The 26,280-nt window shown below is 63.9% G+C and carries 27 protein-coding genes and 1 tRNA gene; 11 read left to right on the top strand and 17 right to left on the bottom strand.

Translation table 11 applies throughout. The features are described from left to right. Positions 1 to 50: 50 nt before the first annotated feature. Entirely contained in the window at positions 51 to 1,172 is a 1,122-nt protein-coding gene (locus tag ACV229_RS26370; RefSeq protein ID WP_448086037.1) for a transglycosylase SLT domain-containing protein, read from the bottom strand. Between the two features lie 592 nt (positions 1,173 to 1,764). Here ACV229_RS26370 and ACV229_RS26365 point away from each other — a divergent pair. Then, positions 1,765 to 3,321, top strand: coding sequence for a UbiD family decarboxylase (locus tag ACV229_RS26365; protein ID WP_448086036.1), 1,557 nt, complete (start codon positions 1,765 to 1,767; stop codon positions 3,319 to 3,321). Positions 3,322 to 3,364: 43 nt separating this feature from the next. Continuing rightward, positions 3,365 to 4,036, top strand: a complete 672-nt coding sequence (locus tag ACV229_RS26360; protein WP_448086035.1) for a LysE family translocator — start codon at positions 3,365 to 3,367, stop codon at positions 4,034 to 4,036. A gap of 55 nt (positions 4,037 to 4,091) precedes the next feature. Here ACV229_RS26360 and ACV229_RS26355 read toward each other — a convergent pair whose 3' ends face one another. Beyond that, positions 4,092 to 5,060: a threo-3-hydroxy-L-aspartate ammonia-lyase gene (locus tag ACV229_RS26355; RefSeq protein WP_448086049.1), complete on the bottom strand. Its 969-nt coding sequence runs from the start codon at positions 5,058 to 5,060 to the stop codon at positions 4,092 to 4,094. Between the two features lie 146 nt (positions 5,061 to 5,206). After that, positions 5,207 to 5,590, bottom strand: a complete 384-nt coding sequence (locus tag ACV229_RS26350) for a hypothetical protein (RefSeq protein ID WP_448086048.1) — start codon at positions 5,588 to 5,590, stop codon at positions 5,207 to 5,209. A 427-nt stretch (positions 5,591 to 6,017) separates the two neighbouring features. On the opposite strand from ACV229_RS26350, the gene ACV229_RS26345 reads away from it, so the two are divergent. Further along, the gene (locus tag ACV229_RS26345) at positions 6,018 to 6,947 is read left to right on the top strand and encodes a Rossmann-like and DUF2520 domain-containing protein (RefSeq protein WP_448086034.1); all 930 of its coding nucleotides are present in this window, start codon (positions 6,018 to 6,020) and stop codon (positions 6,945 to 6,947) included. A 76-nt stretch (positions 6,948 to 7,023) separates the two neighbouring features. Continuing rightward, positions 7,024 to 7,587, top strand: coding sequence for a YggT family protein (locus ACV229_RS26340; RefSeq protein ID WP_448086033.1), 564 nt, complete (start codon positions 7,024 to 7,026; stop codon positions 7,585 to 7,587). A 36-nt stretch (positions 7,588 to 7,623) separates the two neighbouring features. On the opposite strand, the gene ACV229_RS26335 is transcribed toward ACV229_RS26340, so the two are convergent. After that, positions 7,624 to 7,974, bottom strand: coding sequence for a DUF190 domain-containing protein (locus ACV229_RS26335; protein WP_448086032.1), 351 nt, complete (start codon positions 7,972 to 7,974; stop codon positions 7,624 to 7,626). Between the two features lie 36 nt (positions 7,975 to 8,010). Continuing rightward, positions 8,011 to 8,397, bottom strand: coding sequence for a fluoride efflux transporter CrcB (gene crcB, locus ACV229_RS26330; RefSeq protein WP_448086031.1), 387 nt, complete (start codon positions 8,395 to 8,397; stop codon positions 8,011 to 8,013). A gap of 461 nt (positions 8,398 to 8,858) precedes the next feature. On the opposite strand from crcB, the gene ACV229_RS26325 reads away from it, so the two are divergent. Beyond that, complete coding sequence (locus ACV229_RS26325) at positions 8,859 to 10,067, top strand: S53 family peptidase (RefSeq protein ID WP_448086030.1); 1,209 nt, start codon at positions 8,859 to 8,861, stop codon at positions 10,065 to 10,067. Between the two features lie 31 nt (positions 10,068 to 10,098). On the opposite strand, the gene ACV229_RS26320 is transcribed toward ACV229_RS26325, so the two are convergent. The 3 genes from ACV229_RS26320 to ACV229_RS26310 all read right to left on the bottom strand — a co-directional run bounded on the left by ACV229_RS26320 (position 10,099) and on the right by ACV229_RS26310 (position 12,160). Further along, positions 10,099 to 10,959, bottom strand: coding sequence for an SIR2 family NAD-dependent protein deacylase (locus tag ACV229_RS26320; protein ID WP_448086047.1), 861 nt, complete (start codon positions 10,957 to 10,959; stop codon positions 10,099 to 10,101). Positions 10,960 to 11,153: 194 nt separating this feature from the next. Continuing rightward, positions 11,154 to 11,564, bottom strand: coding sequence for a DUF4406 domain-containing protein (locus tag ACV229_RS26315; protein ID WP_448086029.1), 411 nt, complete (start codon positions 11,562 to 11,564; stop codon positions 11,154 to 11,156). Continuing rightward, a complete protein-coding gene (locus tag ACV229_RS26310; RefSeq protein WP_448086028.1) occupies positions 11,561 to 12,160 on the bottom strand; it encodes an NUDIX domain-containing protein in 600 nt (199 codons plus the stop codon). Before ACV229_RS26310 ends, ACV229_RS26315 begins: the two co-directional genes overlap by 4 nt. 91 nt (positions 12,161 to 12,251) lie before the next feature. On the opposite strand from ACV229_RS26310, the gene ACV229_RS26305 reads away from it, so the two are divergent. The 3 genes from ACV229_RS26305 (at position 12,252) to ACV229_RS26295 (ending at position 14,274) form a co-directional block, all read left to right on the top strand. Beyond that, positions 12,252 to 13,007, top strand: a complete 756-nt coding sequence (locus ACV229_RS26305; RefSeq protein ID WP_448086027.1) for a DeoR/GlpR family DNA-binding transcription regulator — start codon at positions 12,252 to 12,254, stop codon at positions 13,005 to 13,007. A gap of 128 nt (positions 13,008 to 13,135) precedes the next feature. Then, a complete protein-coding gene (locus ACV229_RS26300; protein WP_448086026.1) occupies positions 13,136 to 13,735 on the top strand; it encodes a chromate transporter in 600 nt (199 codons plus the stop codon). Then, a complete protein-coding gene (locus ACV229_RS26295) occupies positions 13,735 to 14,274 on the top strand; it encodes a chromate transporter (RefSeq protein ID WP_448086025.1) in 540 nt (179 codons plus the stop codon). Before ACV229_RS26300 ends, ACV229_RS26295 begins: the two co-directional genes overlap by 1 nt. Before the next feature lie 8 nt (positions 14,275 to 14,282). On the opposite strand, the gene ACV229_RS26290 is transcribed toward ACV229_RS26295, so the two are convergent. The 6 genes from ACV229_RS26290 to ACV229_RS26265 all read right to left on the bottom strand — a co-directional run bounded on the left by ACV229_RS26290 (position 14,283) and on the right by ACV229_RS26265 (position 20,219). Further along, on the bottom strand, positions 14,283 to 14,897 hold the full coding sequence (locus ACV229_RS26290) for a two pore domain potassium channel family protein (protein WP_448086024.1): 615 nt from the start codon (positions 14,895 to 14,897) through the stop codon (positions 14,283 to 14,285). A gap of 55 nt (positions 14,898 to 14,952) precedes the next feature. Continuing rightward, positions 14,953 to 15,432 carry a MarR family transcriptional regulator gene (locus tag ACV229_RS26285; protein WP_448086023.1) on the bottom strand — a complete coding sequence of 160 codons (480 nt, stop codon included), beginning with the start codon at positions 15,430 to 15,432 and terminating at the stop codon, positions 14,953 to 14,955. Continuing rightward, positions 15,380 to 15,955 carry a hypothetical protein gene (locus tag ACV229_RS26280; RefSeq protein WP_448086022.1) on the bottom strand — a complete coding sequence of 192 codons (576 nt, stop codon included), beginning with the start codon at positions 15,953 to 15,955 and terminating at the stop codon, positions 15,380 to 15,382. Before ACV229_RS26280 ends, ACV229_RS26285 begins: the two co-directional genes overlap by 53 nt. A gap of 162 nt (positions 15,956 to 16,117) precedes the next feature. Continuing rightward, complete coding sequence (locus tag ACV229_RS26275) at positions 16,118 to 16,732, bottom strand: response regulator transcription factor (RefSeq protein WP_448086021.1); 615 nt, start codon at positions 16,730 to 16,732, stop codon at positions 16,118 to 16,120. Beyond that, positions 16,732 to 18,513, bottom strand: coding sequence for a CHASE domain-containing protein (locus tag ACV229_RS26270; protein ID WP_448086020.1), 1,782 nt, complete (start codon positions 18,511 to 18,513; stop codon positions 16,732 to 16,734). Before ACV229_RS26270 ends, ACV229_RS26275 begins: the two co-directional genes overlap by 1 nt. A gap of 386 nt (positions 18,514 to 18,899) precedes the next feature. Beyond that, a complete protein-coding gene (locus tag ACV229_RS26265) occupies positions 18,900 to 20,219 on the bottom strand; it encodes a hypothetical protein (protein ID WP_448086019.1) in 1,320 nt (439 codons plus the stop codon). Between the two features lie 257 nt (positions 20,220 to 20,476). Between ACV229_RS26265 and ACV229_RS26260 the strand changes: the two genes are divergently transcribed. After that, a complete protein-coding gene (locus ACV229_RS26260; RefSeq protein WP_448086018.1) occupies positions 20,477 to 21,484 on the top strand; it encodes an HNH endonuclease in 1,008 nt (335 codons plus the stop codon). Positions 21,485 to 21,763: 279 nt separating this feature from the next. Here the strand turns inward: ACV229_RS26260 and ACV229_RS26255 are convergent, their stop codons facing one another. Both ACV229_RS26255 and ACV229_RS26250 read right to left on the bottom strand, forming a co-directional pair. After that, positions 21,764 to 22,078 carry a hypothetical protein gene (locus tag ACV229_RS26255; protein WP_448086046.1) on the bottom strand — a complete coding sequence of 105 codons (315 nt, stop codon included), beginning with the start codon at positions 22,076 to 22,078 and terminating at the stop codon, positions 21,764 to 21,766. 499 nt (positions 22,079 to 22,577) lie between these two features. After that, a complete protein-coding gene (locus ACV229_RS26250) occupies positions 22,578 to 23,855 on the bottom strand; it encodes a hypothetical protein (protein WP_448086017.1) in 1,278 nt (425 codons plus the stop codon). Positions 23,856 to 24,241: 386 nt separating this feature from the next. Between ACV229_RS26250 and ACV229_RS26245 the strand changes: the two genes are divergently transcribed. Both ACV229_RS26245 and trmB read left to right on the top strand, forming a co-directional pair. Beyond that, positions 24,242 to 24,316: transfer RNA gene (locus ACV229_RS26245), tRNA-Gly, on the top strand. 144 nt (positions 24,317 to 24,460) lie between these two features. After that, entirely contained in the window at positions 24,461 to 25,228 is a 768-nt protein-coding gene (gene trmB, locus ACV229_RS26240) for a tRNA (guanosine(46)-N7)-methyltransferase TrmB (protein ID WP_448086016.1), read from the top strand. 204 nt (positions 25,229 to 25,432) lie between these two features. On the opposite strand, the gene ACV229_RS26235 is transcribed toward trmB, so the two are convergent. Further along, positions 25,433 to 26,263 carry an undecaprenyl-diphosphate phosphatase gene (locus ACV229_RS26235; protein WP_448086015.1) on the bottom strand — a complete coding sequence of 277 codons (831 nt, stop codon included), beginning with the start codon at positions 26,261 to 26,263 and terminating at the stop codon, positions 25,433 to 25,435. Positions 26,264 to 26,280: the final 17 nt, after the last annotated feature.

Below are 26,280 nucleotides of genomic sequence, written 5' to 3'. Positions count from 1 at the left end.
CTCGGGTGCTTTTTTCGTTTTCGCCAAACTGGAATCGCGCGAATCGGTCGTTACGCGCCCAGTTCCGAGTGATCGACATGCGGCTGCTTGGCGGTATCGACGCTCGCGTCGTCCTGTTGCGGCGCCTTCGGCGCGGCCGTCTTCGCCGACAGCGGCTGCGCGGCCTCGAGCGTCGCATGCATGCGCTTCGCACCGCCGGCCGTGGCCGCCGTCGCAGCAGCCGTGACGATCGGCTTCGCCGGCGCCTGCGGCGCATTGACCGGCACGCTGTGGCCGCGCGCGACATCGCGCAGGCGCCCGCGCTCGGCCATCACCTTGCCGCTATATCCATTGTCGCCCGGGTTCGTCGAGCCGTTGTACATGCGCAGGCCGCTGGCAAGCGAGCCGCCGCGTGCGATGCAGTCCTTCAGCACGAGCGCGCCGACCTGCAGGTTCGCGAGCGGCTGCAGCGCGGTATCCGTGCCGCCAAAATACTCGAACTTGTCGGAGTGGACCTTCGACATCACCTGCATCAGGCCCTTCGCGCCGACGCCGCTCTCCGCATACGGATTGAAGCCCGATTCGATCGCCATCACGGACAGCAGCAGCAGCGGATCGAGACCGATGTCGCGGCCGGTCTGGAACGCGGCCTTGACGAGCTGGCCGACCGGCTCCTGAGCGACGCGGTAGCGACGCGACAGGTAGGTCGCGACGAGCGCCTGTTCGCGGTTCGACGCGAGCGAACGGTCGTCGCGCGCATCGGCGGGCACGCGCTGGGACGGAATCAGCTTGGCCAGCGAGACCGGCGAATGGCCGTTGTGGGCCTCGTCGGCGTCGTTCTGCGCGACGGCATCCGACGCGACGTCGAGACCGACTGCAAGCGCGTCGGGCTCCGGAGCATCGTCCTGCTGCGCCTGCTGCGCCTGCACGCCAGCAGGCGCGAAATTCGGCAGCGGATGACCGGTCAGCAAGCGGGCCGGACCGGCCTGCACGGCCGCGGACACGACCGGCATCAGCTTCGCGGCGATCGTGCCGCGCACGGTCGGCAGCAGCCACAGGGCGAGCGCAACCGCAACAGCGAGACAGCCTACGACGCTGAATAAATGGTGACTGACACGCGTCCCGCGACGCAGCACTGCACGCACGACGTGCGTGTGCCGCTCACTGGGACGCCACGATAACCAAGCGTTCATTCATATCTCCCATGAACATGATTCGTGCGGCTCGCTCAGCTCGATGGCGAGACAGAATGCGCGCCGCGGAATCACGACGCCGCACGTCTTGGTCGGGACGGCAGGCATCGGAGAAACGGTATAAGTACCGTTCGAGGCCACGGCAAAACAGGGCCGGCGCCTTCATATCCATATGAAGGCGGGCATATGCGGTGGCACTCACGCAAAAAACCAGCGTCAGGAGGCGCTGGCTGAGACTACGACGAGAACCGTCGACAAGCCGTGCAGGTTCCGGCAGACGGTGACGCGCTGCGTCAAAAGATCGGTGATTGGCGGCTCGAAGCCTTTTACCCTGCAACCAATGTGAGCCGATTCTAACAGGGTTTTATAGATCGTCAACACTATAAAACCTTCAAATCATAACAAAAAGTAATATTAGACAACCCTTCAGAACCGCGAGGCCCCTGCCGAAGCGGGTTTGCGCGCCGTCAACTTTTTTCGTGTCGGGCAGCCGCGCGGCCGGCCGGGTAAAATCGTCGGTCGATTCGGGGCCGCAGCCGGCCGCTGCGCCCGCCCATTGCTGCCCGCCGCGCGGGTGGCCCGGACCTTGTTCATGAAATACAAAGACTTACGCGATTTCATTCAGCGCCTCGAGGCGCTCGGCGAACTGCGGCGCGTCACGCAGCCCGTGTCGCCCGTACTCGAAATGACCGAGCTGTGCGACCGTGTGCTGCGCGCCGGCGGCCCCGCGCTGCTGTTCGATGCGCCGCCCCCGTACGCATTTCCGGTACTCGGCAACCTGTTCGGCACGCCGCGGCGCGTCGCGCTCGGCATGGGCGTCGATGCGGGCGACGAAGCCGCGCTCGGCTCGCTGCGCGACCTTGGGCGCCTGCTGTCCGCGTTGAAGGAACCCGATCCGCCGAAGAGCCTGAAGGACGCCGGCAAGCTGCTGTCGCTCGCTAAGGCCGTGTGGGACATGGCGCCGAAATCGGTGTCGTCGCCGCCGTGCCAGGAAATCGTCTGGGAAGGCCAGGACGTCGACCTCCACAAGCTGCCGGTCCAGACCTGCTGGCCCGGCGACGCAGGGCCGCTCGTCACGTGGGGCCTGACGGTCACGCGCGGGCCGAACAAGCCGCGCCAGAACCTCGGCATCTATCGCCAGCAGCTGATCGGCCGCAACAAGCTGATCATGCGCTGGCTCGCCCATCGCGGCGGTGCGCTCGACTTCCGCGAATTCACGCTGAGGAACCCCGGCAAGCCGTATCCGGTCGCCGTCGTGCTCGGCGCCGATCCCGCGACCACGCTCGGCGCGGTGACCCCGGTGCCCGATTCGCTGTCCGAATACCAGTTCGCCGGCCTGCTGCGCGGCAGCCGCACCGAGCTCGCGAAATGCCTGACCCCCGGCGTCGACACGCTGCAGGTGCCGGCGCGCGCGGAGATCGTGCTCGAAGGCTTCATCTACCCGCAGGAAGGCGCACCGGCGCCCGCCCCCGCCGGCGCGCCGCCGCGCCCGGCGAACACGCCGTCCGCCGCGTATGAACATGCGCTCGAAGGGCCGTACGGCGACCACACGGGGTACTACAACGAGCAGGAGTGGTTCCCGGTGTTCACGGTCGAGCGCATCACGATGCGCCGCGATGCGATCTACCACTCGACCTACACCGGCAAACCGCCCGACGAACCCGCGGTGCTCGGCGTCGCGCTGAACGAAGTGTTCGTGCCGCTGTTGCAGAAGCAGTTCACCGAGATCACCGACTTCTACCTGCCGCCGGAGGGCTGCAGCTACCGGATGGCCATCGTCCAGATGAAGAAGAGCTACGCGGGCCATGCGAAGCGCGTGATGTTCGGCGTGTGGAGCTTCCTGCGGCAGTTCATGTATACGAAGTTCATCGTCGTCGTCGACGAGGACGTGAACATCCGCGACTGGAAGGAAGTGATCTGGGCGATCACGACGCGTGTCGATCCGGTGCGCGACACCGTGATGGTCGACAGCACGCCGATCGACTACCTGGATTTCGCGTCGCCCGTCGCGGGCCTCGGCTCGAAGATGGGGCTCGACGCGACCAACAAGTGGCCCGGCGAGACGTCCCGCGAATGGGGCCGCCCGATCGAAATGGACGCGGCCGTGAAGACGCGCGTCGATCAGCTCTGGCGCGACCTCGGCCTGTGAGGACCCGCGCCGCCCGATTCCCGAAACCACAAGAAGAAAAACGATGAGCTTTCCGCCCGCCTCGATGATGTCAGACGGCTTCTTCCTGTCGCTGTCGCTTTGTCTCGACATTGGCCTCGTGAATGTCGCGATGCTGTCGCTCACGCTGTCGCACGGCTTCCGGCCGGGCTTCTGGCTGGGTGTCGGCTCGTGCGTCGGCGATCTGGTCTACGCGGCGCTCGCGCTCGCCGGGATGGCCGTGCTGCTGCAGTTCGAAGCGGTGCGCTGGGTGGTATGGATCGGCGGCGGCGCAGTGCTGCTGTTCCTGACGTGGAAGATGGCGCGCGAGGCGCTGGCACCGGCCAGGTCGCCGGACGGCGACGATGCGGACGCAGCGGCACCGCCGCGCGCGAGCGCGCGGCGCAGCTTCATGCGCGGGATGCTGCTCGCGATGTCGTCGCCGAGCGCGATCCTGTGGTTCGCGGCGGTCGGCGGCGCGCTGATCGCGAAGGCCGGCGCAACCACGCCGGCGACCGCGTCGGTGTTCCTGTCGGGCTTCTTCCTCGGCGGCCTCGCGTGGACCCTCTTCATGTGCACGCTCGCGAGCCAGGGCCGCAAGCGCGCGGGCCCTGGGCTGATGCGCGCATGCCACGTCGCATCGGCGCTGCTGTTCGCGTATTTCTCGTACAGCGTGATCATCGGCGGCTATCGCGACCTGATCGTGCACGCGGTCTGAACGGGCACCCGATTTCGTCGGGCGCGCGCCGCAACGCGCGCGCCGCGGTGCCGCGTCAGCCGTGCAGGTATTCCGCGTAGCGCGCGAGATCGACGTTGCCGCCGCTCACCAGCACGCCGACCCGCTTGCCCTCGACCGGCAATACGCCGTCGAGCACCGCCGCGGCCGCGAGACAGCCGGTCGGTTCGACGACCATCTTCATCCGCTGCGCGAAGAAGCGCATCGTCTCGACGAGCTGCGCGTCGCTGACCGTGACGATCTGCTCGACGAGCCGCTGGATGATCGGGAAGTTGTACGCACCCAGATGCGTCGATGCGGCGCCGTCCGCGATCGTGCGCGGCGTCGCGATATGCACGACCTCGCCGCGCGCGAGCGACTGCTGGCCGTCGTTGCCGGCTTCCGGCTCAACGCCGACGATCCGGCAACCCGGCGACAGCGCGGCGGCCGACAGCGCGCTGCCTGCGAGCAGCCCGCCGCCGCCAAGGCACACGACCAGCAGGTCGAGCGGCCCGGTTTCCTCGATCAGTTCCTTCGCCGCCGTGCCCTGCCCCGCGATCACGTGCGGGTGGTCGTACGGTGGAATCAGCGTCATCCCGCGCTCCTGCGCGAGCCGCGCACCGATCTCCTCGCGGTTTTCCGTGTAGCGGTCGTAGGTGATCACCTCGCCGCCGTAGCCGCGCGTCGCTTCGACCTTCGCGGCGGGCGCGTCGTGCGGCATCACGATCGTCGCGCGGATGCCGGCGAGCTTCGCCGCGAGCGCGATCGCCTGCGCGTGGTTGCCCGACGAGTACGTGATGACGCCGGCCTTGCGCTGCTCCGCGTCGAAATGGGCAATCGCGTTGTACGCGCCGCGGAACTTGAACGCGCCCATCCGCTGGAAGTTCTCGCACTTGAAGAACAGCGTCGCGCCGGTGCGCGCGTCGGCGGTACGGGAGGTCAGGACCGGCGTGCGGTGCGCGGCGCCGTCGAGACGGGCGGCAGCGTCGATCACATCGTCGAAGGCGGGCGCGGGCAGGACAGGCATCGGATTCGGGTGCGGGGTGACGAGGAAGGCATCCATTGTCCCAGCATCGCCGCTCGCCGACGAGCGACCCCGACAAAAAACGGCGCAGCATCCCGCCAGGGACGCTGCGCCGTTCGCCACGCGCGGTCAAGCCGCGCGGGAATCAATCAGCGGCGCCAGTAGCCGTGGCCGTAGTAGCCATGGTGACGCCAGTACGGGTGGCCATAATAGCCGCCATACCCGCCATATCCGCCATATCCGCCGACGACCACGGCGGGCGGATAGTAGACCGGCGGCGGCGCATACACGACGGGCGGAGGCGGTGCGTAATACACGGGCGGCGGGGCCGCATAGACCGGGTACGCCGGCGCGACCGGGATACCGATGCCGACCCCGATCGACACGTGAGCCTGTGCGGCACTTGCGGCACCCAGGCCCAGCGCGGCGGCGGCGATGAACGGAACGAGCTTCTTCACTTCGATTCTCCTGCTGGAGCGGTATTTTATGCGCCCCTGTCGGCAACGGCAGGCATGCACGTCGCATGCAAGCAATGTAGCGAAAACCCGGAGCACCCGCGTCGAGCATTTGTTGCAAATTGCAATCGTGCGCGCCCGCAGGCCACGCACCGCACCGCGCGGACGCCTGCCAGAGGGCGCCGCGGGTCGCGGGAATCCGTCCGAACTGACGGCTGCCGTCTGCTTGCGCGGTCAGTCTTACCGATTCCCGCGAACGCCGTGCGCGGCCACTCGTAATCAACGATTACAAATTTGAGACAGGAGCCCGACAGTTCGGGTTCCGGCGTCGAGCGGCCCGCCCGCGGGGTCGGATCGCATTGCGCAATGCATCGCTGATCGAGCCTATGCGATCCGGCTTTGCACGGCCGCAGCAACGACGCCACCCCGGCGCCCTGCCCCGCCGCGACCGCCTCGACATTCCTGCGATACTGACGGTCTCCCGGATTTCGCATTGCCCACTGTCATGTCCCTGCCCGACACACCCCGCCTCGGCTTCATCGGCGCCGGCCGCCTCGCGCGCTGCGTCGCGCAGCGCTTCGCACAGGCCGGCTTCCCCGTCGTCGCGATCGCGAGCCGCACGCCCGCGTCGGCCGCCGCCCTCGCCGCGCGCATCGACGGCTGCCGCGCCGTCGCAACGCCGCAGCATGTGGTCGATGCGGCCGACCTGATCTTCCTGACGGTCCCCGACGACCACCTCGCGGCAACCGCCGCCGCCCTGCGGTTCGATGCGTCGCGCGCCGCGCAACAGGCGCTCGTGCACTGCAGCGGCGCGTCGGACGTCGGCCTGCTCGACCCCGTCAGGCGGCAGGGCGCGGCGACGGGCGGATTCCATCCGCTGTACCTGTTCGGCGGCGGCGACGAAGACCTGACCCGCATCGACGGCTGCTCGGTGACGCTCGAAGCCGATGGCGCGCTGCACGCGGCGCTCACGCGCCTCGCGGCCGCGCTCGGCTGCCACCCGCTGTCGATTCCGGCGGGCGGCCGGATGCTCTACCACGCGGCCGCGCACTACGCGGCGAGCTTCGCGCTGTGCGGGCTCGCCGAAGCGGTGAACCTGTGGCGCTCGCTCGGCTTCGACGAGGAGGCCGCGCTGCGCGCGCTGCTGCCGATGCTGGCCGGCACGATCGAGACGGCACGCGACAAGGGGCTCGCGAACGCGCTCGCGGGGCCCGTGTCGCGCGGCGACACGGGCATCGTCGAACGCCAGCTCGCGCTGCTCGAAGCGCGCGGCGGCGATCACGCGACGCTCTACGCGCTGATGACCCGTCGTGCGGTCGCGCTCGCAGCGCAGCGCGCGGCGCCGCCCGCCTCGCTGCCGGCGCTCGCCGACGCGGTCGAGGCATCGCTCGCCCGTGCGGCAACGGGCGCCTCCCCCTCGCGCGACGAGGCGTGATAAGGTGTCGGCCGATGCGCCGCCATCCGGCGTTGGCGGCCGCACGCTACTCGACTGTATAAAAAGGATGCCAACGATGTTCGGCGAAATCGCCCGTTTTCTGCTCAATACCGTCTTCACGCTGTTCGGCGCCGCGTTGCTCCTGCGCGTCTGGATGCAGGCCGTGCGCGTGCCGCCGTACAACCCCGTCACGCAGGCCGTGCTGCAGGCGACCAACTGGCTCGTGCTGCCGCTGCGCCGCGTGATCGCTGGCGTGCGCGGGATCGACTGGGCGAGCGTCGTCGCGGCACTCCTGACCTCGCTCGTGTACGTCGTCCTGATGATCGTGATGGCGGGCGTCGATCCGACCGCGCTGGCCGCGACGATCGTCGTCGTCGCGCTGCTGACCGTCGTGAAGTGGGCGCTGAATCTCGTGATCTGGATGACGATCCTGATGGCGCTGCTGTCGTGGCTGAACCCGCGCTCGCCGGCGATGCCGATCCTGTACCAGCTCACGGCCCCGTTCCTCAACCCGCTGCGCCGCGTGATCCCGAACCTCGGCGGCCTCGACCTGTCGCCGATCCTGCTGTTCGTGATCGTGCAGGTGCTGCTGATGATCGTGACGCGCGCCGCCGTGTCGCTGACGCTGTTCGGGATCTGACACAGGCGCGCCTGTCATGCGCCCGCGCGCGGCGGGCTAACCCGCCTGCCCCTGCTCCGCCGGCGCGTCCAGCGTGTCGATCACGCCGAAGCGCGCCGGAATCATCGCGTAGCACACGCGCACCTTCTCCTGGCCGACGCGCTCGAGCAGCCGCTGCGCCTCTTCGTCGGTGACGACGAACTCGACCTCGATCGTCATCGATCCTTGCAACTCGAAGAACCGCGCCTCGTGCAGCACGCGGTGCTGGCCGAAGCCGGCCATCGCGCGAAACGCGGAGCCGCCCGCGACGCCCATCCGGCTCGCCTCCTCGAGCAGCCACTCCCACAGCGGCTTCCAGTGCAGCCGATGGTGCTCGTGCACGTAGAAACGCAAAAAGATCCTGTCCATCGCGAGCCTCCGGTGGCGTTCGCGCCCAGGTCGCGCTCAGGCCGCGGCAAGCCACGCGCGGGCCGTCCACATGCCGAGCGCGGTCAACGTGAACGATCCCATCAAGTGTAGGGCAGCCACCGCCAACGCCCATCCGAACTCGCCCTGCAGCGCGTGCGTCATCACTTCGACGGAGTAGGTCGAGAACGTCGTCAGCCCGCCGAGGAAACCGGTGATCACGAACAGGCGCCATTCGGGCGGCAGGCCCGCCCTCTCGGCGAACACGACCGCGGCGATGCCGATCACGTAGCCGCCGATCAGGTTCGCGGCAAGCGTGCCGAGCGGCACGTCGGGAAAGTATTCGTTGAGCGCGAGACTCAGGAACCAGCGCAGCAGCGCGCCGAGACCGGCGCCGACGAAGATCGCGACGATCGAATAGACCAAGTGAATGCCTCGCTGACGATGCGGCGCGGCGCCGGCCGCCGCGCGCGGGAATTGCAGGCTGCCCGCCCGCGATGCGCAACGGCCCGGCGCACGCTGCACTTTATGCGGATTCGGGGCGAGCCGGCAATGCATGCGGTGCGAACCGGCGTCCGCCGGACGCCAAAGCCGGCACGCGAACCCGCGGCAATCGATTCGCGGCCGCACGCGATGCGGATTTCCGTCGAATTACGCTGCACATTACGAAACCATTCGAATAAAAGCGATTATCGAGCGGCCACGTGAAAATCCGGAAATCGATTTCACGGCTTTAGTTTATTTCATGAAAACGACCGTTTCATCGGGCTCGCCGGTATTTTCCCTGATCAGATATTCCCGAATCCTGCCGATATTTCATGCAATTACATCTGGTTATTTCGTAGACTTGATTCGGCCCACCCACTCCATCGGCATGGAGACTCAAAATGAACAAAAACCGCCTGTCGTCCATGTTGATGCCGGCGCTGTGCGTGTCGCTGCTCGCATCGACCGTCGCGTTCGCGCAGGACAACGGATCGTCGTATATCGAAGGCACGCGCGCGCCGAAAGGCTTTGCGCGGCCGCCGTTCCATACGAAGCCGCGCGCGAGCACGGCCGCGGTGTCGGGGCTCACGCCCGCGCTCGCGCGGCACGCATACGGTTTCGACGCGCTGTCGAATCAGGGCGACGGGATGGTCGTCGCGATCGTCGACGCGTACGACGATCCGAAGATCGAGTCCGACCTCGGCGTGTTCAGCAGCACGTTCTCGCTGCCTGCGTGCACGACGCTGAATGGCTGCTTCACGAAGGTGTACGCGAGCGGCAGCAAGCCGAGGAGCGACGCAGGCTGGTCGCTGGAAATGGCGCTCGACGTCGAATGGGTGCACGCGATCGCGCCGAACGCGCGGATCGTGCTCGTCGAAGCCGCATCGAGCAGCTTCAACGACCTGATGAGTGCGGTCGATGTCGCCGTGAAGCGCGGTGCGTCAGTCGTGTCGATGAGTTTCGGCGGCAACGAATTCAGTGGCGAGACCGGCTTCGACAGCCACTTCAGCGCGCCGGGCGTCACGTTCGTCGCGTCGTCGGGCGACAGCGGCACCGGCACCGAATACCCGGCGGCGTCTTCGAACGTGATCGCGGTCGGCGGCACGACGCTGTCCGCCGACGCTTACGGCAATTACATCGGCGAGACGGCGTGGAGCGGCAGCGGCGGCGGCGTGAGCAGCCAGGAGGCCGAACCCAGCGGCCAGGCTGCGTGGCCGATTCCGGTCGCCGGCAAGCGCGGGGTGCCGGACGTCGGTTACGACGCGAACCCGTCCACCGGATTCGCCGTGTACGACTCGGTCACCTATCAGCGGCAAGCGGGCTGGTTCCAGGTCGGCGGCACGAGCGCCGGCGCGCCGCAGTGGTCGGCACTCGTCGCGATCGCGAATTCGCTGCGCACGGCGGCCGGCAAGAGCCGGTTGAGCGGGACGTACAACACGCTCTATGCGGCCGGGAAAACCGCGTATGGCAGCGACTATCACGACGTCACCACCGGCAGCAACGGCAAATGCGGTTCCATCTGCAACGCGGCCGGCGGCTACGACTACGTGACGGGCCTCGGTTCGCCGCACGCGCCGGCGCTCGTGCAGGCGCTCGTCGGCCAGCCGTAGGCGCGGTGACGGGTCACATGCTTGGCGGCGTTCAGCCGCGCCGCCACGCGGCATCGAGCGCGGCGAGCGTCGCAAGTGCCCCGCCCTTCAGCCCGATCACGTCCGCGCGGCGCGCATGCGCTTCGCGCGCGTTGATGCGGATCACGTCGGCGCCGATCCGTTCGCTCAGCAGGCGCACGGTCGGAATCGCCGTGCCCGCGCCGACTTCGACGACGACGACGCGCCCGGCCCCGGCAAGCCAGTCGTCGAGCGCGCGCTGCTGCGCGTCGTAATGCGCGCCGATCCATCCGGCATCGCCGAACATCAGGATGTTGGGCCGCGCGAGCCCGCCGCAGTGCGGGCACGCGGGCAAGTCGCCGACGAGGCGGCAGGTCGCTTCGTCGACGACCGGCACGAACGCGTCCGCGGCCCACGTGTGTTCCGTGCACGGACGCAGGCACTGCATCGCGTGGATCGAACCGTGAATCTCGACGATGCGCGCCGGATCGAACCCGGCCTTCTGGAACTGCCCGTCGACGTTGCTCGTCAGCACGAAGCCGCCGTTCGGCATCGCGTCGATCCAGCGGCGCAGGATCGCGAATCCGGCATGCGGGACCGTCGACCGGTACAGCGCGAGGCGATGGCCGTAGAAGCCCCACGCGAGCGGCGCGCGCGCGCGGAATGCCTGCGGCGACGCGATCTCGTGGAATTCGAAACGCTCGTGGCGCAGCGCGGGGTACGCGCGCCAGAAGCCATCCGTGCCGCGGAAGTCCGGCAGGCCGGAATCGACGCCGATGCCGGCGCCGGCCGTGACGAGCAATGCATCGGCACGGGACAGCGCATCGATGGCGGCGGTGACGAGATGCGCGGGAAGCGGCGGCTCGGTGAGGGTGGCGGAATCGGTGGGCGGCATCGTGGTTCGGTCGTCGGCAGCGAACGTCGCGGCGTTCAGCGTCGCGATCATACGCCGGAACGGACGCCTTGCGACGCGTCCATTCGGCCAGGGGCGGTACTTGGCCGAATGCAGTCGCCGCCATGCGCGAAACCGTCATTGTTCGCCGCCCGCAGCGCGATTGCCGGGGGACGGCTTCCCGCACGCATCAGCGATCACCCGCCAGCACTGCCCGGGTCATCTGGCTTGTCCGGTTCGTCCGGCGCCGCAGCCCGTATCTCGTCGACCGCGAAATAGACGGGCTTGCCGAGCCTGCGCGCGAGCGCGACGTCCGCATCCGCGCCGCGCGATGCGCCGTCGATCCGCAACACCGCGTCGCACCGGTGCAGCAGCCGGTGCGCGGCCGGATACAGGAAGGCCTCGCTGAGCGCATCGCCGACCTGCCGGGATCCGGCCACCGCCGCGAGCGGCAGCGACAGCCACTCGCCGATCATCGGCACATGCCCGCGACGATAGACGGCCAGCGCGGCCTGTTCGAGCCGAGCGAGGTTCGCGGCGATGCGGGCGGGATCGCCGCCGGTGCCGCTGCGATACGGGCCGGCGATCAGCACGAGCTGCGGCGTCATGCGCTCCTCCCGCCGGCCAGTCCGTGCAGCGCGACGTACTGCAGCAGCATGATCGTCTTCGCATCGACGATCTCGCCGCGCTCGATCGCATGCAGCGCCGCGGCGAGCGGCATTTCGACGACTTCGAGATCCTCGCCCTCGTCCGCGAGCCCGCCGCCGTCGCCCGTGCGCAGCGACGCGTCGTATTCGCCGACGAAGAAGTGCAGTTTCTCCGTCACGGACCCCGGGCTCATGTACGCGTCGAACACCTTGCGGACGTTGCGCACCCGATAGCCGGTTTCCTCCTCGGCTTCCGCGCGGATCCGCGCGTCCGGCGTCGCGTCGTCGAGCAAGCCCGCCGCGGCCTCGAGCAGCATCCCGTCATGGCCGTTGACGAACACCGGCATCCGGAACTGGCGCGTCAGCACCACGTTGCCGGTGGCGGGATCGCACAGCAGGATCGTCGCGCCGTTGCCACGGTCGTAGGTTTCCCGGCTGAGCCGCTGCCAGGTGCCGTCGCGGCGGCGGAAATCGAACGTCACCTTCTTCAGCACGTACCAGTCGTCCGACAGCACGGTGGTCTCAACGATGCGCACGCGGTCCTGCGTTGCAGCCATGGCGGCCTCCATTCGACAAATGACGGCGCCCATGCTAACGTGCATATTCGTGCAATATCAAGAAATTTCGCGCACCCATGCACATGACCCCATGCTGACGACACAACGCAAGAAGGCCATCCTCGACAGGCTCGCGCGCGACGGCCAGGTGCTGGCCGGCGCGCTGAGCGACGCGTTCGGCGTATCGGAAGACACGATTCGCCGGGACCTGCGCGAACTCGCCGCCGAAGGGCTGCTGCAGCGCGTGCACGGCGGTGCGTTGCCGGCCTCGCCCGCGACCGCGCCGTTCGCGCAGCGGCAGGACCTCGAGTCGGCCGCGAAGCGCCGCATCGCGCGCCGGGCCGCCGAGATGATCGCGCCGGGGCAGGTCGTGATCGTCGACGGCGGCACGACATCGGCGCTGCTCGTCAGCCAGCTGCCCGCCGATCTCGCGGCGACCGTCGTCACGCACAGCCCGAGCGTCGCGGTCGCGCTCGCCGAGCATCCGTCGATCGACGTGATCCTGATCGGCGGAAGGTTGTTCAAGCATTCGATCGTCACCGTCGGCGCGGCCGCGATGGAAGCGATCGCGCACGTCCATGCGGACCTCTACTTCATGGGCGTGACCGGCGTCCATCCGGTCGCGGGCCTCAGCACCGGCGACTACGAGGAAGCGGGCATCAAGCGCGCGCTCGCCGCGCGCGCGGCCGAGACGGTCGTGCTCGCGTCGTCGTCGAAACTCCGTGCGGCGTCGCCGTTCGTGATCGGCGACATCACGCTCGCGCAGACGATCGTCGTCGAGCAGGCGGCCGACCCGGCACTGACGCAGCCGATCGAAGCGGCCGGCGTGACGGTCGTGCGCGCGTAGCGCCGGGCGCCCGATTCAGCGACCTCGGCCGCGAGGTCCTGCGTTCATGCGTGGATTCGCCGGACCTGCGCCGCAGCGACGGAACTCGGTAAGATGACTCGCATACCGCCCCCTCGAACGCCAACGCAATGTCCACGTCCCGCCCTGCAGCCGATTCGTCTGCCCCGCCATCGCACCCCGGTGTGGCCAGACTCTTCCTGACCTTCGCGCAAATCGGCCTGACCAGCTTCGGCGGCGGCCTGAGCGGACGGATGATGCGCGATCTCGTCCACGAGCGGCGCTGGCTCGACGAAGAGGCGTTCCTCAACGGCCTCGCGCTGTCGCAGGCGCTGCCGGGCGTCAACGTGAAGAATCTCGCGATCTGGATCGGCTACCGCCTGTGCGGATGGCGCGGCGCCGTCGCCGGGTTTGCCGGCATCATCGCGCCGCCGGCCGTGCTGATCGTGCTGTTCGGCGTCGCGTTCTCGACGCTCACGCGGTTCCCGCTGACCCACGTCGCACTCGCAGGCGCTGCGGCCGCCGCGATCGGGCTGTCGATCTCGATGGCGCTCACCGCCGTGCGCCGGCTGCCGCGCCGCACGCTGCCGTTCGTCGTGATGACGCTGACGTTCGTGTCGGTGGCCGTGCTGCATTGGCCGCTCGTGTGGACGGTCCTGATCGGCGGCGGCGCAAGCGTCGCGCTCGAATACCGGCGCGCGGCCGCCGCGTCGCCGAGGAGTGAACGCTGATGTCGGCCGCTTCCCGATACGTGTCGCTGTTCGCGGTGTTCGCGCCGCTGTCGATCGCGACGATCGGCGGCGGACAGGCGATCATCGCGGATGTCCAGCGCCAGGTCGTCGACGTCCATCACTGGATGACGGCCACGCAGTTCGTGAACGACTTCGCGATCGCACGGATGGCGCCCGGCCCCGGCTCGCTGCTCGCGACGCTGATCGGCTGGCAGGTGGCGGGCTTCTGGGGCGCGGTGATCGCGACGCTCGCGCTGTTCGGCCCGACCGCGTTCCTGATCTATGGCGTCGCACACATGTGGCGGCGGCATCAGGGCGCCCGCTGGCAGGTTGCGCTCGAAGCCGGACTGCGGCCGGTGGCGGCCGGCATGATCCTCGCGTCGGTCTGGGTGCTGCTGCAAGGCCTCGACGGCGGGTGGATCGCACGCGGGCTGGCGGTGGTCTCCGCCGTGTGCGTGATGCGTACGCGCATTCATGCGATCGCGTTGATCGCAGCGGGCGCAGCGCTGTTCGTCGCATTGCGGCTGATCGGGCATTGACGCACGCGCTAATCGCGGCGACCGTCGTGAAGCAAAGCCTGCGTAATCGCGCCGAAGTCAGCCTGGATGATGGCGAAGATAAACGCGGTCGACATGCCGAACAGCAGCACGCCATCGGACGACTCGATTGCGCCGAGCATTCGCCAATGTTCGGTCAGCGCAAGGCCCGACGCGCCGCGCGTGGACATCGTGTCGACCGAGTAGAACAGCGCATCGCTGAACGAGCCGATCGCATGAAGCTGCACGAACAGCGCGGCCCACGCGGCGGCTTCGAACGTATGCAGCAATCCAAGGGCGATGCAGATCAGCGTGATCACGCCGATCAGCTTGCGCAGTTGCAGGTGCACGTCCTCGCGCCGCAGATCGAATGCATGACGGAGCCTGCGCGCCGAGACGGCCAGAAAGACCATCGCTGCGGCATGGATCAGGATGGTGACCATGCTGACCAGCACGCCAATCGTCCAGCTTTCCATGAGGGGCTTTTCCGTTCGGGAACGAGGATCGGGGTGGAGGTCAAGATTAGCATTGAAAGCGCGCGGTGCCCGTGCCGATGGAACGCGATGCGAGCAGTCCGGCTCTGCCGTCGATGCCGCCCGGTTGCCATTATTTCTCGAATTCCACATCAGACCTTGATCGGCACGGAGTGGCGTCGACGTGCCCGAAGGTCGTCGGTCTTGGTCACACCATCCGCGCAAGTATCCGCCGTTGCGCCTGATACTGGGCGCTCTGCTCGTCGCCCTGCAGCTCCTCGAGCGCTTTCATCAAGACGTCCTGATACAGCGGCAGCAACGCCTCCAATTGACCGGCAAGTCCGGCCTCCGCTGCCAGATTGTTCACGAGCCGCTGATACCCGTCGAAGCCGGACATCTTGTCCCGAACAGGTCGGAGAACGCACCGGCGGCTGTCGTTCTGCGCCTCGGTGATGTCGATGTACCCGAGATGCTTGAGGTCGAATGCCGCCCCGATCACCTGCCCCTGACTGCCGCCAAGAATGCAACTCAACTCGTGCAGGGTCATGCCGGGAAAGGTATTGACCAACTCGAGCGCTCGCGCGGCCATCGGCGTCACCTGCAATGCGCTTGCGAGCGCCGATGCCCGACAACCTTCATAGGCCGCCATGAAGGCATGAAACCGGGAAAGCGAATCGTTCGTGGTCATGGTCCGTTGATCCTTTCTGGAACCGGCAAGGCCGCACCCCGCTGGCAGGGTGGTCTCCGGACTCGGCCTTCGCCAGCGCTTGCAGCATGACTTCCGACGCGCGTTCGTCCGAACCGGCAGTCCACTGGGCGATCTGATCCAGGAGCTTCCGCTGGTATGTTTCGAGGGCCGTGGCCAAATCATCCGGCATGACGTCTTCCGCAGACACAACGCCCTGGTGCGTGGCTTCCGGCAAGGACGGCAACTCGTGTTGCGCGTACAGGCGCATGTCCTCGTGCACGAATGACGGATCGATATAGGCGAGCAGGCCCTTTCCGCTCAGCTCGAACACTGTGCTCACGACCTTGGCCCGAGTAGCCGTCAGCAGATTCTCGACATCCTCGATCCGGCTGCCCGGCAGGCAGGTAACGATATCCAATACCCTGACGGCGAATGGCGAAATGCCCAACTGCTCGCCGAGCACTGTTGCGCGGTGGTTTTCATACAGCGTAACGACAGCATGGAATAGACGTTGGGGATCCATTTTTGCGCATGAGAATGGTTTATAGGCGCGGCGGCATCCTCGATTCTATGAACCCCCATCAACTGCACATAAGACGTGATCCCCACAAAGGGGATTCGGAAACTACGGTATTGACATCCCCGAATCGCCAGGCACTGGAAGTCGCCCTTCCATTCCCGGACTTCATTCGCCGCCAATCATCCGCAGCCTGACGAGATCCGCGACCGAACCTGCCCCGAGCTTTTCGAACATGGACGCGCGATACGCCTCCACCGTCCGCTGCGACAGATGCAGTCGGTCGGCGATCACCTTGTTCTGCAAACCGTCGCATACGAGATCGAAAACGGTTCGTTCGCGCGGCGTCAGCCGGCTCATCCGGGCACGGGCATCATTGATCTGCTGCCGCATGCCCCGCTGTTCCTGGCCACGATGAATCGCCGCCTGCAAGCTCTCGATCAATGCGGTCTCATCGATCGGCTTCGTCAGAAAGTCCACTGCACCCGCCCGGAACGCGCGTCGGCACTGCGCCACGTCGCCATGCCCGGTAATCAGGATGATCGGCAGGCTGCAACCCATCGCGTTCAACCGCTCCTGAACGGCAAACCCGTTCAACGCGGGCATCCGGATATCGAGCACGAGACACCCGATCTCGTCACCCGTGATCTGGGCAAGAAACGCTGCCGGATCTCCGTAGGTCCTGGCCTTCAGGCCGATGGACCGTATCAGCAAAGCCAGTGCGTCACGCACTGCCGCATCATCATCGACCAGATAGACAATGGTTTCGTCGGCAGGCGTCATCACACATTCCTCGATTGATTGATCGGAAGGACCAGCTGAAATTCCGCGCCCGATGGAGCCGACGGATTCTCGACCACCGTTCCTCCGTAGGTTTCCGCAATGGACTGGCAGATGGTCAAGCCGAGCCCCATGCCATCGGCCTTGCTCGTGCGGAACGGGTGGAACAGCGTCCTGCGCATGTCTTCGGAAACGCCCGGCCCGGTATCCCGCACCGTTAGCGTCGCCATGCGCTCGTCATGCGTCAGAACCAGCGTCAGCACGCGACTGCCCACCGGCGTCGATTCCATCGCCTCGACCGCATTGCGGATCAGGTTGAGCGTAACCTGCTCGATCTGCACGCTATCTGCAAGCACGGCGGGAATCCCGGTCTGAATCTCGACATTGACCACCACCGAGCCCTGCGTCAGCCACGGCTCGGCCAACGACAACGCGTTCTGTACGACCTGCCGCATATCCAACGGGATGATTTGGGCCGGATGCTTGCTGATGAATGCACGCAATCGCACGATGATGTCGGCCGCGCGCTTTGCCTGATCCGTCATCGACTTCATCGCACCTTCGATTGCCGCGAGATCCGGGTTCGACTCACGCAGCATGCGGACGCATGCCTGGTTGTAGCTGAGGATCGCCGCCAACGGCTGATTCAGCTCATGGGCGATTCCCGATGCCATTTCCCCCATCGTATGCAGGCGAGCAACCTGGGCCTGCTCTTCACGCAGGTATATGCGCCGCTTGTTCTCTCGCGCGATCCGCTTGCTCACGATCTGCTGCTGATAGACGACGAGTGCGAGCAAGCTGATAACGAAGGTCGCGATCAGTGCCAGCACGACGGGTAAAACCGGAATGATCTCCGCACCGGGCTGCCGCCGTGTTTCGAAGATGAACGGCTGGATCTGGCTCGGCAGCGTCTTCCGATACACGAATTCGGGCATGAAGGACCTGATCCATGCCGGAACAGGCTTCGCGTCCACGCGATCGATCATCCCGCCCGGCTGATCGTAGCCGAAACCCTGCTCGTAGATTCGCAGCGACACCAATGGCGATGGCATCTCGTTGCTGTTCAGAAATTTCCCGGTATGGATCAGCATCGACACCACCCGAGTCGCCTGCAGCGGCCTCGATGCCTGATCTTCCGGCGCGCGGGCATAGACAGCCTTGAAGATCAGATAGGCCCGCCCGCCCTCGTACAGATCGAACGGCGCGGAGATCACGGACTTGCCCGTCCGAATTGTCTCGTCGATGGCCCCGCGGAATTTGTCGTCGGCATAAACGTCAAGCCCGAGGACGGGAAGCGCCTCCTGTGTCTGCGGCTCCATGAACGTGATCGGGTAATAAACGGGGCGCTCGGCCACCGGATGCCATTTGCGCGCACCACCGTAACCGTAGTCCTTGACGACGTAGCCGGGATAGATCTCGTTCTTCGCCCATGCCTCGAATGCGCCAAGGTCCGCATGCTCCACGCGCGGCTGCAACTCGATCATGTAGATATGGGGATAGCGGACCAGCATCTGGTGTGCGTAGTCGCGCAGCCCTGCCGATTCGACACCCGGGAAGGTATGCAGCAGGGAATCGATCCCGGCCATGACCGCCTCGTTCTGGTCGAGACGCTGACGGATGATTTCGTAGGTCGCAGCGCTCTGCTCGGTGAACTCCCTGCGCAGCCGCGCGACTTCCGAAGCCGTGACCACCCCGATAACGATCATCGCCGTTGCTATCCACGCGACAAGAGCCGTGACGATCACTCGGGCGGACAAGCGGTACTGCTGGGAGAGCAGCGTCATCAGGGCTGGGCATGAAATGAGGGCCAGCCATTGTACGTGGACAATTGAATGCGACCGACTGCGACGCAGCCGTTCAGCTTGCCAGCCATGCCGGTTTCGATGCCACGGGCCCGATCCTCCCGCTTGCCAGATCCGCGCAACCCCCTGTAGAATCATGCGTTCTGCGGGCGTCGTATAATGGCCATTACCTCAGCTTCCCAAGCCCCAACGCGTTAATCAAAACCACTATTCACGCGCGTTCTCACGTCACGTCTTCTCCCGGCTCCACGAAGAACCACTGTTCATGCGGGATTGACGGCGATGCCAGTTTTCACGCCAGCGCCAATTTCAAGAAGCTGACGATATAGACTCTCTCGCCCACTCGGACGCGAGCGACCAAAATTAGATCAGGAATTCCTCGTTCCTGTCGAACCACGCGTCGCCTCTGCCGCATCTAATCTATCGGTGTGCACTTTGATTTCAGCAAGTTTCGTATACCCTAGTTCCACCAGCCCCACCATGCTCACGATCAACCACGCCACCAGCTGACTAAATCTCGATGTATCTCGCTCAGTTATCTGACTGTGCGACGCCCGATGTATCGCACGAGAACGAAGTTTATAGAAAAATGTAATTTCTTTCTTTAACTCTCGGTACTCGTCAACCGGCACGAAATGAAATCCACCAAACACCAGTTGAGCGGCAAGGCCAGAAGAAACGGCGTGTGTAATATTATCTCCGTCAAGTGAGAAGAACGCCTCAACACAGCTCCAATATTTTATAAATCTCATTACCGACACAGAATCTCGATGTGCATCCGAGTACCAGAAAACAGCTCTCGCGATAGCTTCATCGAGTTCAGTCTGCTCTTTTTTCTGCGTTATATAAAATGTTCGATGGAGCATTCTAATCATATCCGAATCGCGAGTCATCACTTCATCCACCGGAAGCAACTGAGCAGACGGGGACTCAAAGTGAGCAACCAGACTACGCTCCCCATCGCGCCAGGAAAACCAGGCAACTCGATTGCCTGCGATATCTGGTTGCATTTCGATGCCGATCCTAAAATTGTTCGCACCAAATTCATACAAGGACGCGGCAGCAATAGCCAAAACCCCAACAGCCAATATAGCTCGGTCATGAAATTCGCGCTGAGCGATGCGGGCCGTACCACGCACCGAATCAGTTATCCACAACCCCCTCTTATTGTTCTCACAAATTTTCTCGATGTCGATCTGATGTTTATCCACCCCTATGCCTTCAAAGTAATTCTCTGACATTCTGAAAATCTTCATACTTCCCAATGAAAACGAGGCATCACCCTTTAGATCAACACCGAACATTGGAACGGCAAAATTATAGTTATCCACTTCCTTTGCCACCAATTCAGAGACTCCCTGTATCACTTCCTCAGCCGTTGTCGGCTCCGCCCCTGCAGACAGCCAACCCTCAACAGCACTACGCCAGGCAGTCCAAATATCTGAATAGCCCACCAATCCATCAAAGAGATCAGCCCCATCTAAAAGATCAACAACGGCACTAAAGTGCTCCAAGCCGAAGTCCGTCAAAAAAATGGTATGCCCATCATTCAGGCGAAGCTGTCGCATAAAATACTTATCAATTGGCACATCACCAATAGATTTCGGCACACTAAACGATTTAATGCCAAATAGGCGCTTCATGCGGCCGAGAATTTTTCGTTTATCGCTCGAGGAGCACTCTTTCATTTGTCCGCCTCCATTAAACCAAGCACCACGCTCACGATGCCAATCTGGCAAAGAGAAGGACTCCCATGGGAGTCATTTGACCATTACGAGGCACGACGGTACTTCTTGCATTGCGGTTCACGCACACCTACAATTATCTGACAATAGGTGTTCGCGCAAGCCCTCGTCAGCTTCACCTCGGCGATGAACTTCTCGATGATGTCGTTATAGATCACATCCTTCCCACCTGTAACTGCACACCTCCGCCTCGCCAGCATATGTCCACATTAACCGAAGAAGTTGCTACGAGTGATGTACAAACAAGGAATTGTCTCTATTGCGGGAAAGACAAGCCCGTAGCTGATTTTTCGCTGGAGCATATTTTTCCGGACAGCCTTGGCGGATCACTATGCGACGACATCTTCAAAACCCGCCAGGTATGCCAACGATGCAATAATCTGTCCGGCCTTTTCATCGATGGCCCGTTCATCAAGAGCTGGTTCCGAAACAATGATGACGCAGTCGCCGCTCGCGAGTACCTAACGGTAGACACCAATGACAGCACGCTACCGTTAATCTATATGGGCGAACTGCAAGCGATTTCGACGACGGACGAAGTATGTGAATCTTGGCTCGGTCCATGTGGTGAGCATGTTTATCACTTCCACAAGCGTGACGACGAGCGATTCGCTACCTACTTGGGCGGGGATCCAATTGCGAGGCGAAAGGATACCGGACGAGCATACATGGCGCTCACCGCTACTCATTCGTGGTGGATTAGCCTCGCACTGCGCTCTTTCAAAGCACATTTCCGACGCGCACGAAGATACGCCCTGAACTTCCACATAACCGACGATCAGGCGCATGACCCATTCGTTCATGCGCCGGACGAACAGGCCCAACCCGACATCGCAAAAATTCAATCTCTCGGCAATGGTCTGCGTCACATCAACATGAGCATCGGTATCAATGCCGAAGCCCGGTTCATGGCGAAGGTTGCTCGCGCGGTAGGCTACAACCTCTTCGGAGATCAATTTCTCGCCACCCCGTATGCCACCCATCTGAAAGATGCGATGTGGGAACAAGACTCCGAGCGGGCGTCAAACATTCCCGTGTATGGAACAGGCTTTTGGGGAGCAACTGACGTTAGCCCCAAGAACCTGCTTTCATGGCGTGGCGCATACACCGTCGTGCTCTTGCCGGGTAAGGAAAAACTCGGATTATCTATTTTCACGCCGGCCGGAAAAAGTGCACATATAGCGATATCAGATGACCCGAGCCTCTGACGTGAAATGATCGCGCTGCACGAGGGTCAAGTCTACGTCGTCATTCCTCAAGCAAAAAAATTCGTCGGCCCGATAGCTTTGTTTGAATACGCTGCTCACATTACCGGTTCGTGGAAGCACACTGCCCTCCGTGAACTCGAGGCATCGAGGCTTGATCCATCATCGCTCCCACCACGAGATCAGACCGAACAAACTACCTGATCGTAGTGAAGCGCGCTCATCCAAAAGCGGAAGGCTCCCGAAGGAGCATTCCGCTGCTACGCCCAACAGTCCAACAGCTCACTTCTTGCCCATCGGCTCGTGCTTGTCCTTGATCAACTGATAGTAGGTGCTCGCGCCGGCCTTCGTCAGCTTCACGTCGGCGATGAACTTCTCGATGATGTCCTTCCGCGTGACATCCTTGACGGTTCGCATCCGCTTGTAGATTTCCGTCGCCAGTTCCATCTTCGTCGGCGTAGTCGGTGCCGCTTTCGTTGCGGGATCATTCCCCGTCGCGTTCGAGGTCGAGCCGACTGCGTCCGGATTCCGGTCCGTGGCAACCGGCTTGCTCGCTTTCTCGTCCTTGCTGGTCACAACTTGCTTCTGATCAACCATGATCGCACTCCATTCGTTGAAAGTGCGCCCAGGGTCCAGCAGACCGACCTTCAAGACAACGGGGCAAGCAACCACGACCGACACAACGGCGACCTCAACATCACCTATACGGCTGCCGTCGACTACGATCCAAACGCAACGTGTCCGATCTGGGAGCAGTTCCTGTTGCAAATCATGAATGGCAACGTCGAGTTGGTCGAATATCTCGCCCGCATCCTCGCGCTTGATGATCAATGCCTTCCCGAGCGACGCGACGACGTACTCGAACATATTCTCCCCACGCTTTCCGTGAAGTAAACGTTCGTCGGCCTGAGCTGCGCCAAGCAAGTCAGGGAAAGAGATAACATTGCCAACTTGAGCAAGATCGATATTTCTCGCTGTCCCGATGCAGTCAGCCAGTTCGAGTGGACCAAAACGCTCGGGATCTCTTTGAATTCGGTGCATGTTCTTGAGACGGTTCTCGAGGAACGTCCTCCAAAACATCGCCCGCAAGGGCCAACTAGAAGATTGATGCCGGAACCGCAGTCGCGCCTGCGCCGACTTGATCGAACAGGTCAGCAGACCGCTGGGCGGGACTGAAAAGCTCATCGTACAGCGCATCGGGCTGAGACTTGAAGCGCAAACTGTCCGCAAGACGAGTCAGTGCGGAAATGCCAACAATGCCCAGTCCAAACCGCTCCGCTTCTTCGATAAATGGCTCTATCTCTGCATCTCCGTGCTTCGTGACGAGAACTCCGTTCACCTGGACGTTCCCAAGTCGCTGTGCGGCAAAACCGTCCTTTATTCGTAGAACACGCTGTTGTAGCTTTGAAAGTTTCTCGGATGAGTTGGTGACCGCTGCCGCGCACTCGATCACTGCGATCCTTCGGGTCGGAGTTTCACAGTAGATATCTGGTGCTTCCTGCAAATGCGACACCTCGCCAAGATACATGCAGTCGAATCCGAGTTCTTCCAAGACGAGCGTTAAAACTCGTTCGAACGGATGACCACGCGATTCGCGCGATAATAGTTCTTCGCGTAGCTTCGTGAGGTCCTTGTCGAATTGTGCAAGGAATGCCGCGCGCTGACTAAGCAGTCGCGTTGGGTCACCGACCCACCAACGTGAAATATGATGTCCAGCGTAGCTCAAAAAGACTTGGCAGACCGGCGCGTCGCCAACATCTTGCTCGACTCGCGCTGCGATTAAGCCGTCATCCTGAGACGTCCAGCCAAGCGTTGCTCCGCCTATCGACAATCGCGTAGCTTTTTGTGTTTCCGGCGCATATTTCACACCGATCTTGAGCAAGGACCGATCAACACGCGGACTAGCTACGATCTTGGCTGAGAGCTTGCCGTCGCTGATCGACGAATCGGCCAAGATGGTCTCCGCTGGTTTTTCGAGCAAGATCTCTATGGCCGTATCCGTACGTTGCATAACTGCGATGGGCAGCAGATGCTCATTCAACAAGTCGACCAAGCCGTCGTACGGGGTGTCGAGAGATCGCACCCGATGATCAAGGTCTCCGTACACTCGTGGGTCCAGACTGGGCGACCGGCCGGCTGACAGCATCAGCGCCGGCGATCTTGCCTGACTTGGTTGAACCTGAGGATGACTATCTGCAAAAAACGTTGCGCTCAGTGAATTCCCTTCAGTCTGTGGCAGCGTGTAGATTTCTCCGTTGATCTCGATCTGCCCTGCTCGGAGGATTCGATCAAGGTCGAAGTTCGCGTTCGCCAAATCGATCGATACTCGCCCTACTACGATCCCGTCAAACCCTACGATTGAAGAGTCGAGCATATTCGGGCGGACTGTCTCGTAGACGTATCGAACTATCGCCCAGTGAAGCCACTTTGTACCTGCAGCCTCAACAGCCAAGTACGACACAATGACATGCTGCGCGGCACTCGTCCAATGCTCTGCGAGAACCCGAAATCGATCGATTTCAGATTGTGCATGGGTCGATATTTGGAATGGAACGCTAGTCGGCATCATCGCCCGCCGTTCGTGGCCGTTGATCGCATGATCATACGCCGAAACTCGGAGCTGGCCCCTTCAACGCGGGCGACAGGACGTCTTGCGAGCGACGCCACCGCCCCACTATCGAGCCATGCCAGTTTCGATGCCACCGCCCAGCATCCCCCGCTTGCCATTCCCACCGAAACCCCTGTAGAATTACGCGTTCTGCGGGCGTCGTATAATGGCCATTACCTCAGCTTCCCAAGCTGATGACGTGGGTTCGATTCCCATCGCCCGCTCCACACACTTTCCGGCTGCACCGCAGCCTGCGCGTCAGCCGCCTCGTCGAAGGCGGCTTTTTTGTACCGCGCGCCCGGCCTCATGGCTCGCGGCGCATCGGGCGCGCCACGGGCCCTCGCCCGCAACCGAGCCTATCTCTGTCACCGATGATGCACGACGATCCGAACGAAGCCGGCCTGCCGCCGCACGACGACGCCCTTTCCGACGAAGCCGCCCCCGGCACCGACGAAGTCAATCCGCTGCATCGCCGCCGCATCCGCAGCTTCGTCACGCGCGCCGGCCGCGTATCGACCGGCCAGCGCCGCGCGCTCGACGATCTCGGCCCGCGCTTCGTCGTCCCGTACACGCCGGAGATGCCCGACTGGAACACGGTGTTCGGCCGCCAGGCGCCGCGCATTCTCGAAATCGGCTTCGGGATGGGCGCGTCGACCGCTGAAATCGCCGCGCTGCGCCCGGGCGACGACTTCCTCGGCGTCGAGGTGCATGAGCCGGGCGTCGGCGCGCTGCTCAAGCTGATCGGCGAGCAGGACCTGACGAACATCCGCATCATCCAGCACGACGCGGTCGAAGTGATCGAGCACATGCTCGCACCGGCGAGCCTCGACGGCGTGCACATCTTCTTCCCCGATCCGTGGCACAAGGCGCGGCATCACAAGCGCCGGCTGATCCAGCCGCCGCTCGTCGCGCGGCTCGCGTCGCGCCTGAAGCCCGGCGCGTACCTGCATTGCGCGACCGACTGGCAGAATTACGCGGAGCAGATGCTCGACGTGCTCGGCGCCGATCCGTCGCTCGAGAATACGGCCGACGGCTACGCGCCGCGCCCCGACTACCGCCCGGTGACGAAATTCGAACGGCGCGGGCTGCGGCTCGGCCACGGCGTGTGGGACCTGGTGTTCCGGAAACGCGCGAGCTGATCGCAGGACGGCCGGCGCATCCCGCGCCTGCGCGCGGCATGCCGGCCTGATGAAGCACGACGGCCCGACCGGCATACGCCGATCGGGCCGTTTTCACCTTTTGCATGGACAGCGCGGCTGGCGCGGCACACGCCGGCCGCCTCGCGATGACATTTCGTACCAATTGCCCGGCGCCGCAACAGGCGCCGCCCGCGCTACCCCGTCTTACGCCCAGTTCAGCCAGCCGCTGTAGCCGACCAGCAGCACGAACAGCCCGAACGCGATCCGGTACCACGCGAACACGGTGAAGTCGTGCGACGCGACGTAGCGCAGCAGCCAGCGCACGCACACGAACGCGCTGACGAATGCCGACGCGAGCCCCAGCGCGAACAGGCCGAGCGAATCGACCGTGAATGCGTGCCAGTCCTTGACGGTTTCGTAGAGCGTCGCGCCGACGATGATCGGGATCGCGAGAAAGAACGAGAATTCGGTCGCGACGCGCCGGTCGAGGCCGAACAGCATCCCGCCGATGATCGTCGAGCCGGAGCGCGACATGCCGGGCACCAATGCAAAGCACTGCGCGAGGCCGACCTTCAGCGCATCGAGCGGCGTCAGCGCATCGACCGACTGCACGCGCGGCGTCTCGCCGCGCTCGCGCTGCCGCGCCTCGGCCAACAGGATGATCACGCCGCCGATAACGAGCGCAAACGCAACAGGCACCGGCGAGAACAGCGCGGCCTTGATGTTTTTCTCGAGCAGCAGGCCGAGCGCAACGGCGGGAATCGTCGCGATCACGACGTTGAGCGCGAACCGCCGCGCATCGGGCCGGCGCGGCAGCCCGGCAACGACGGACACGATCCGGTGGCGATATTCCCAGCACACCGCGAGGATCGCGCCGAACTGGATCACGACGTCGAACGTCTTTTCCTGCGCGTCGTTGAAGTTCAGGAAGCTGCCCGCGACGATCAGGTGGCCGGTGCTCGACACCGGCAGGAATTCCGTCAGCCCCTCGACGACGCCGAGGATCAATGCCTTGCAGATCAGTATCCAGTCCATCCGTGGCCCAGTTTCGA

The sequence above is a fragment of the Burkholderia sp. MR1-5-21 genome, assembly GCF_053427715.1.
This window is presented reverse-complemented; position numbering and strand designations above follow the sequence as displayed.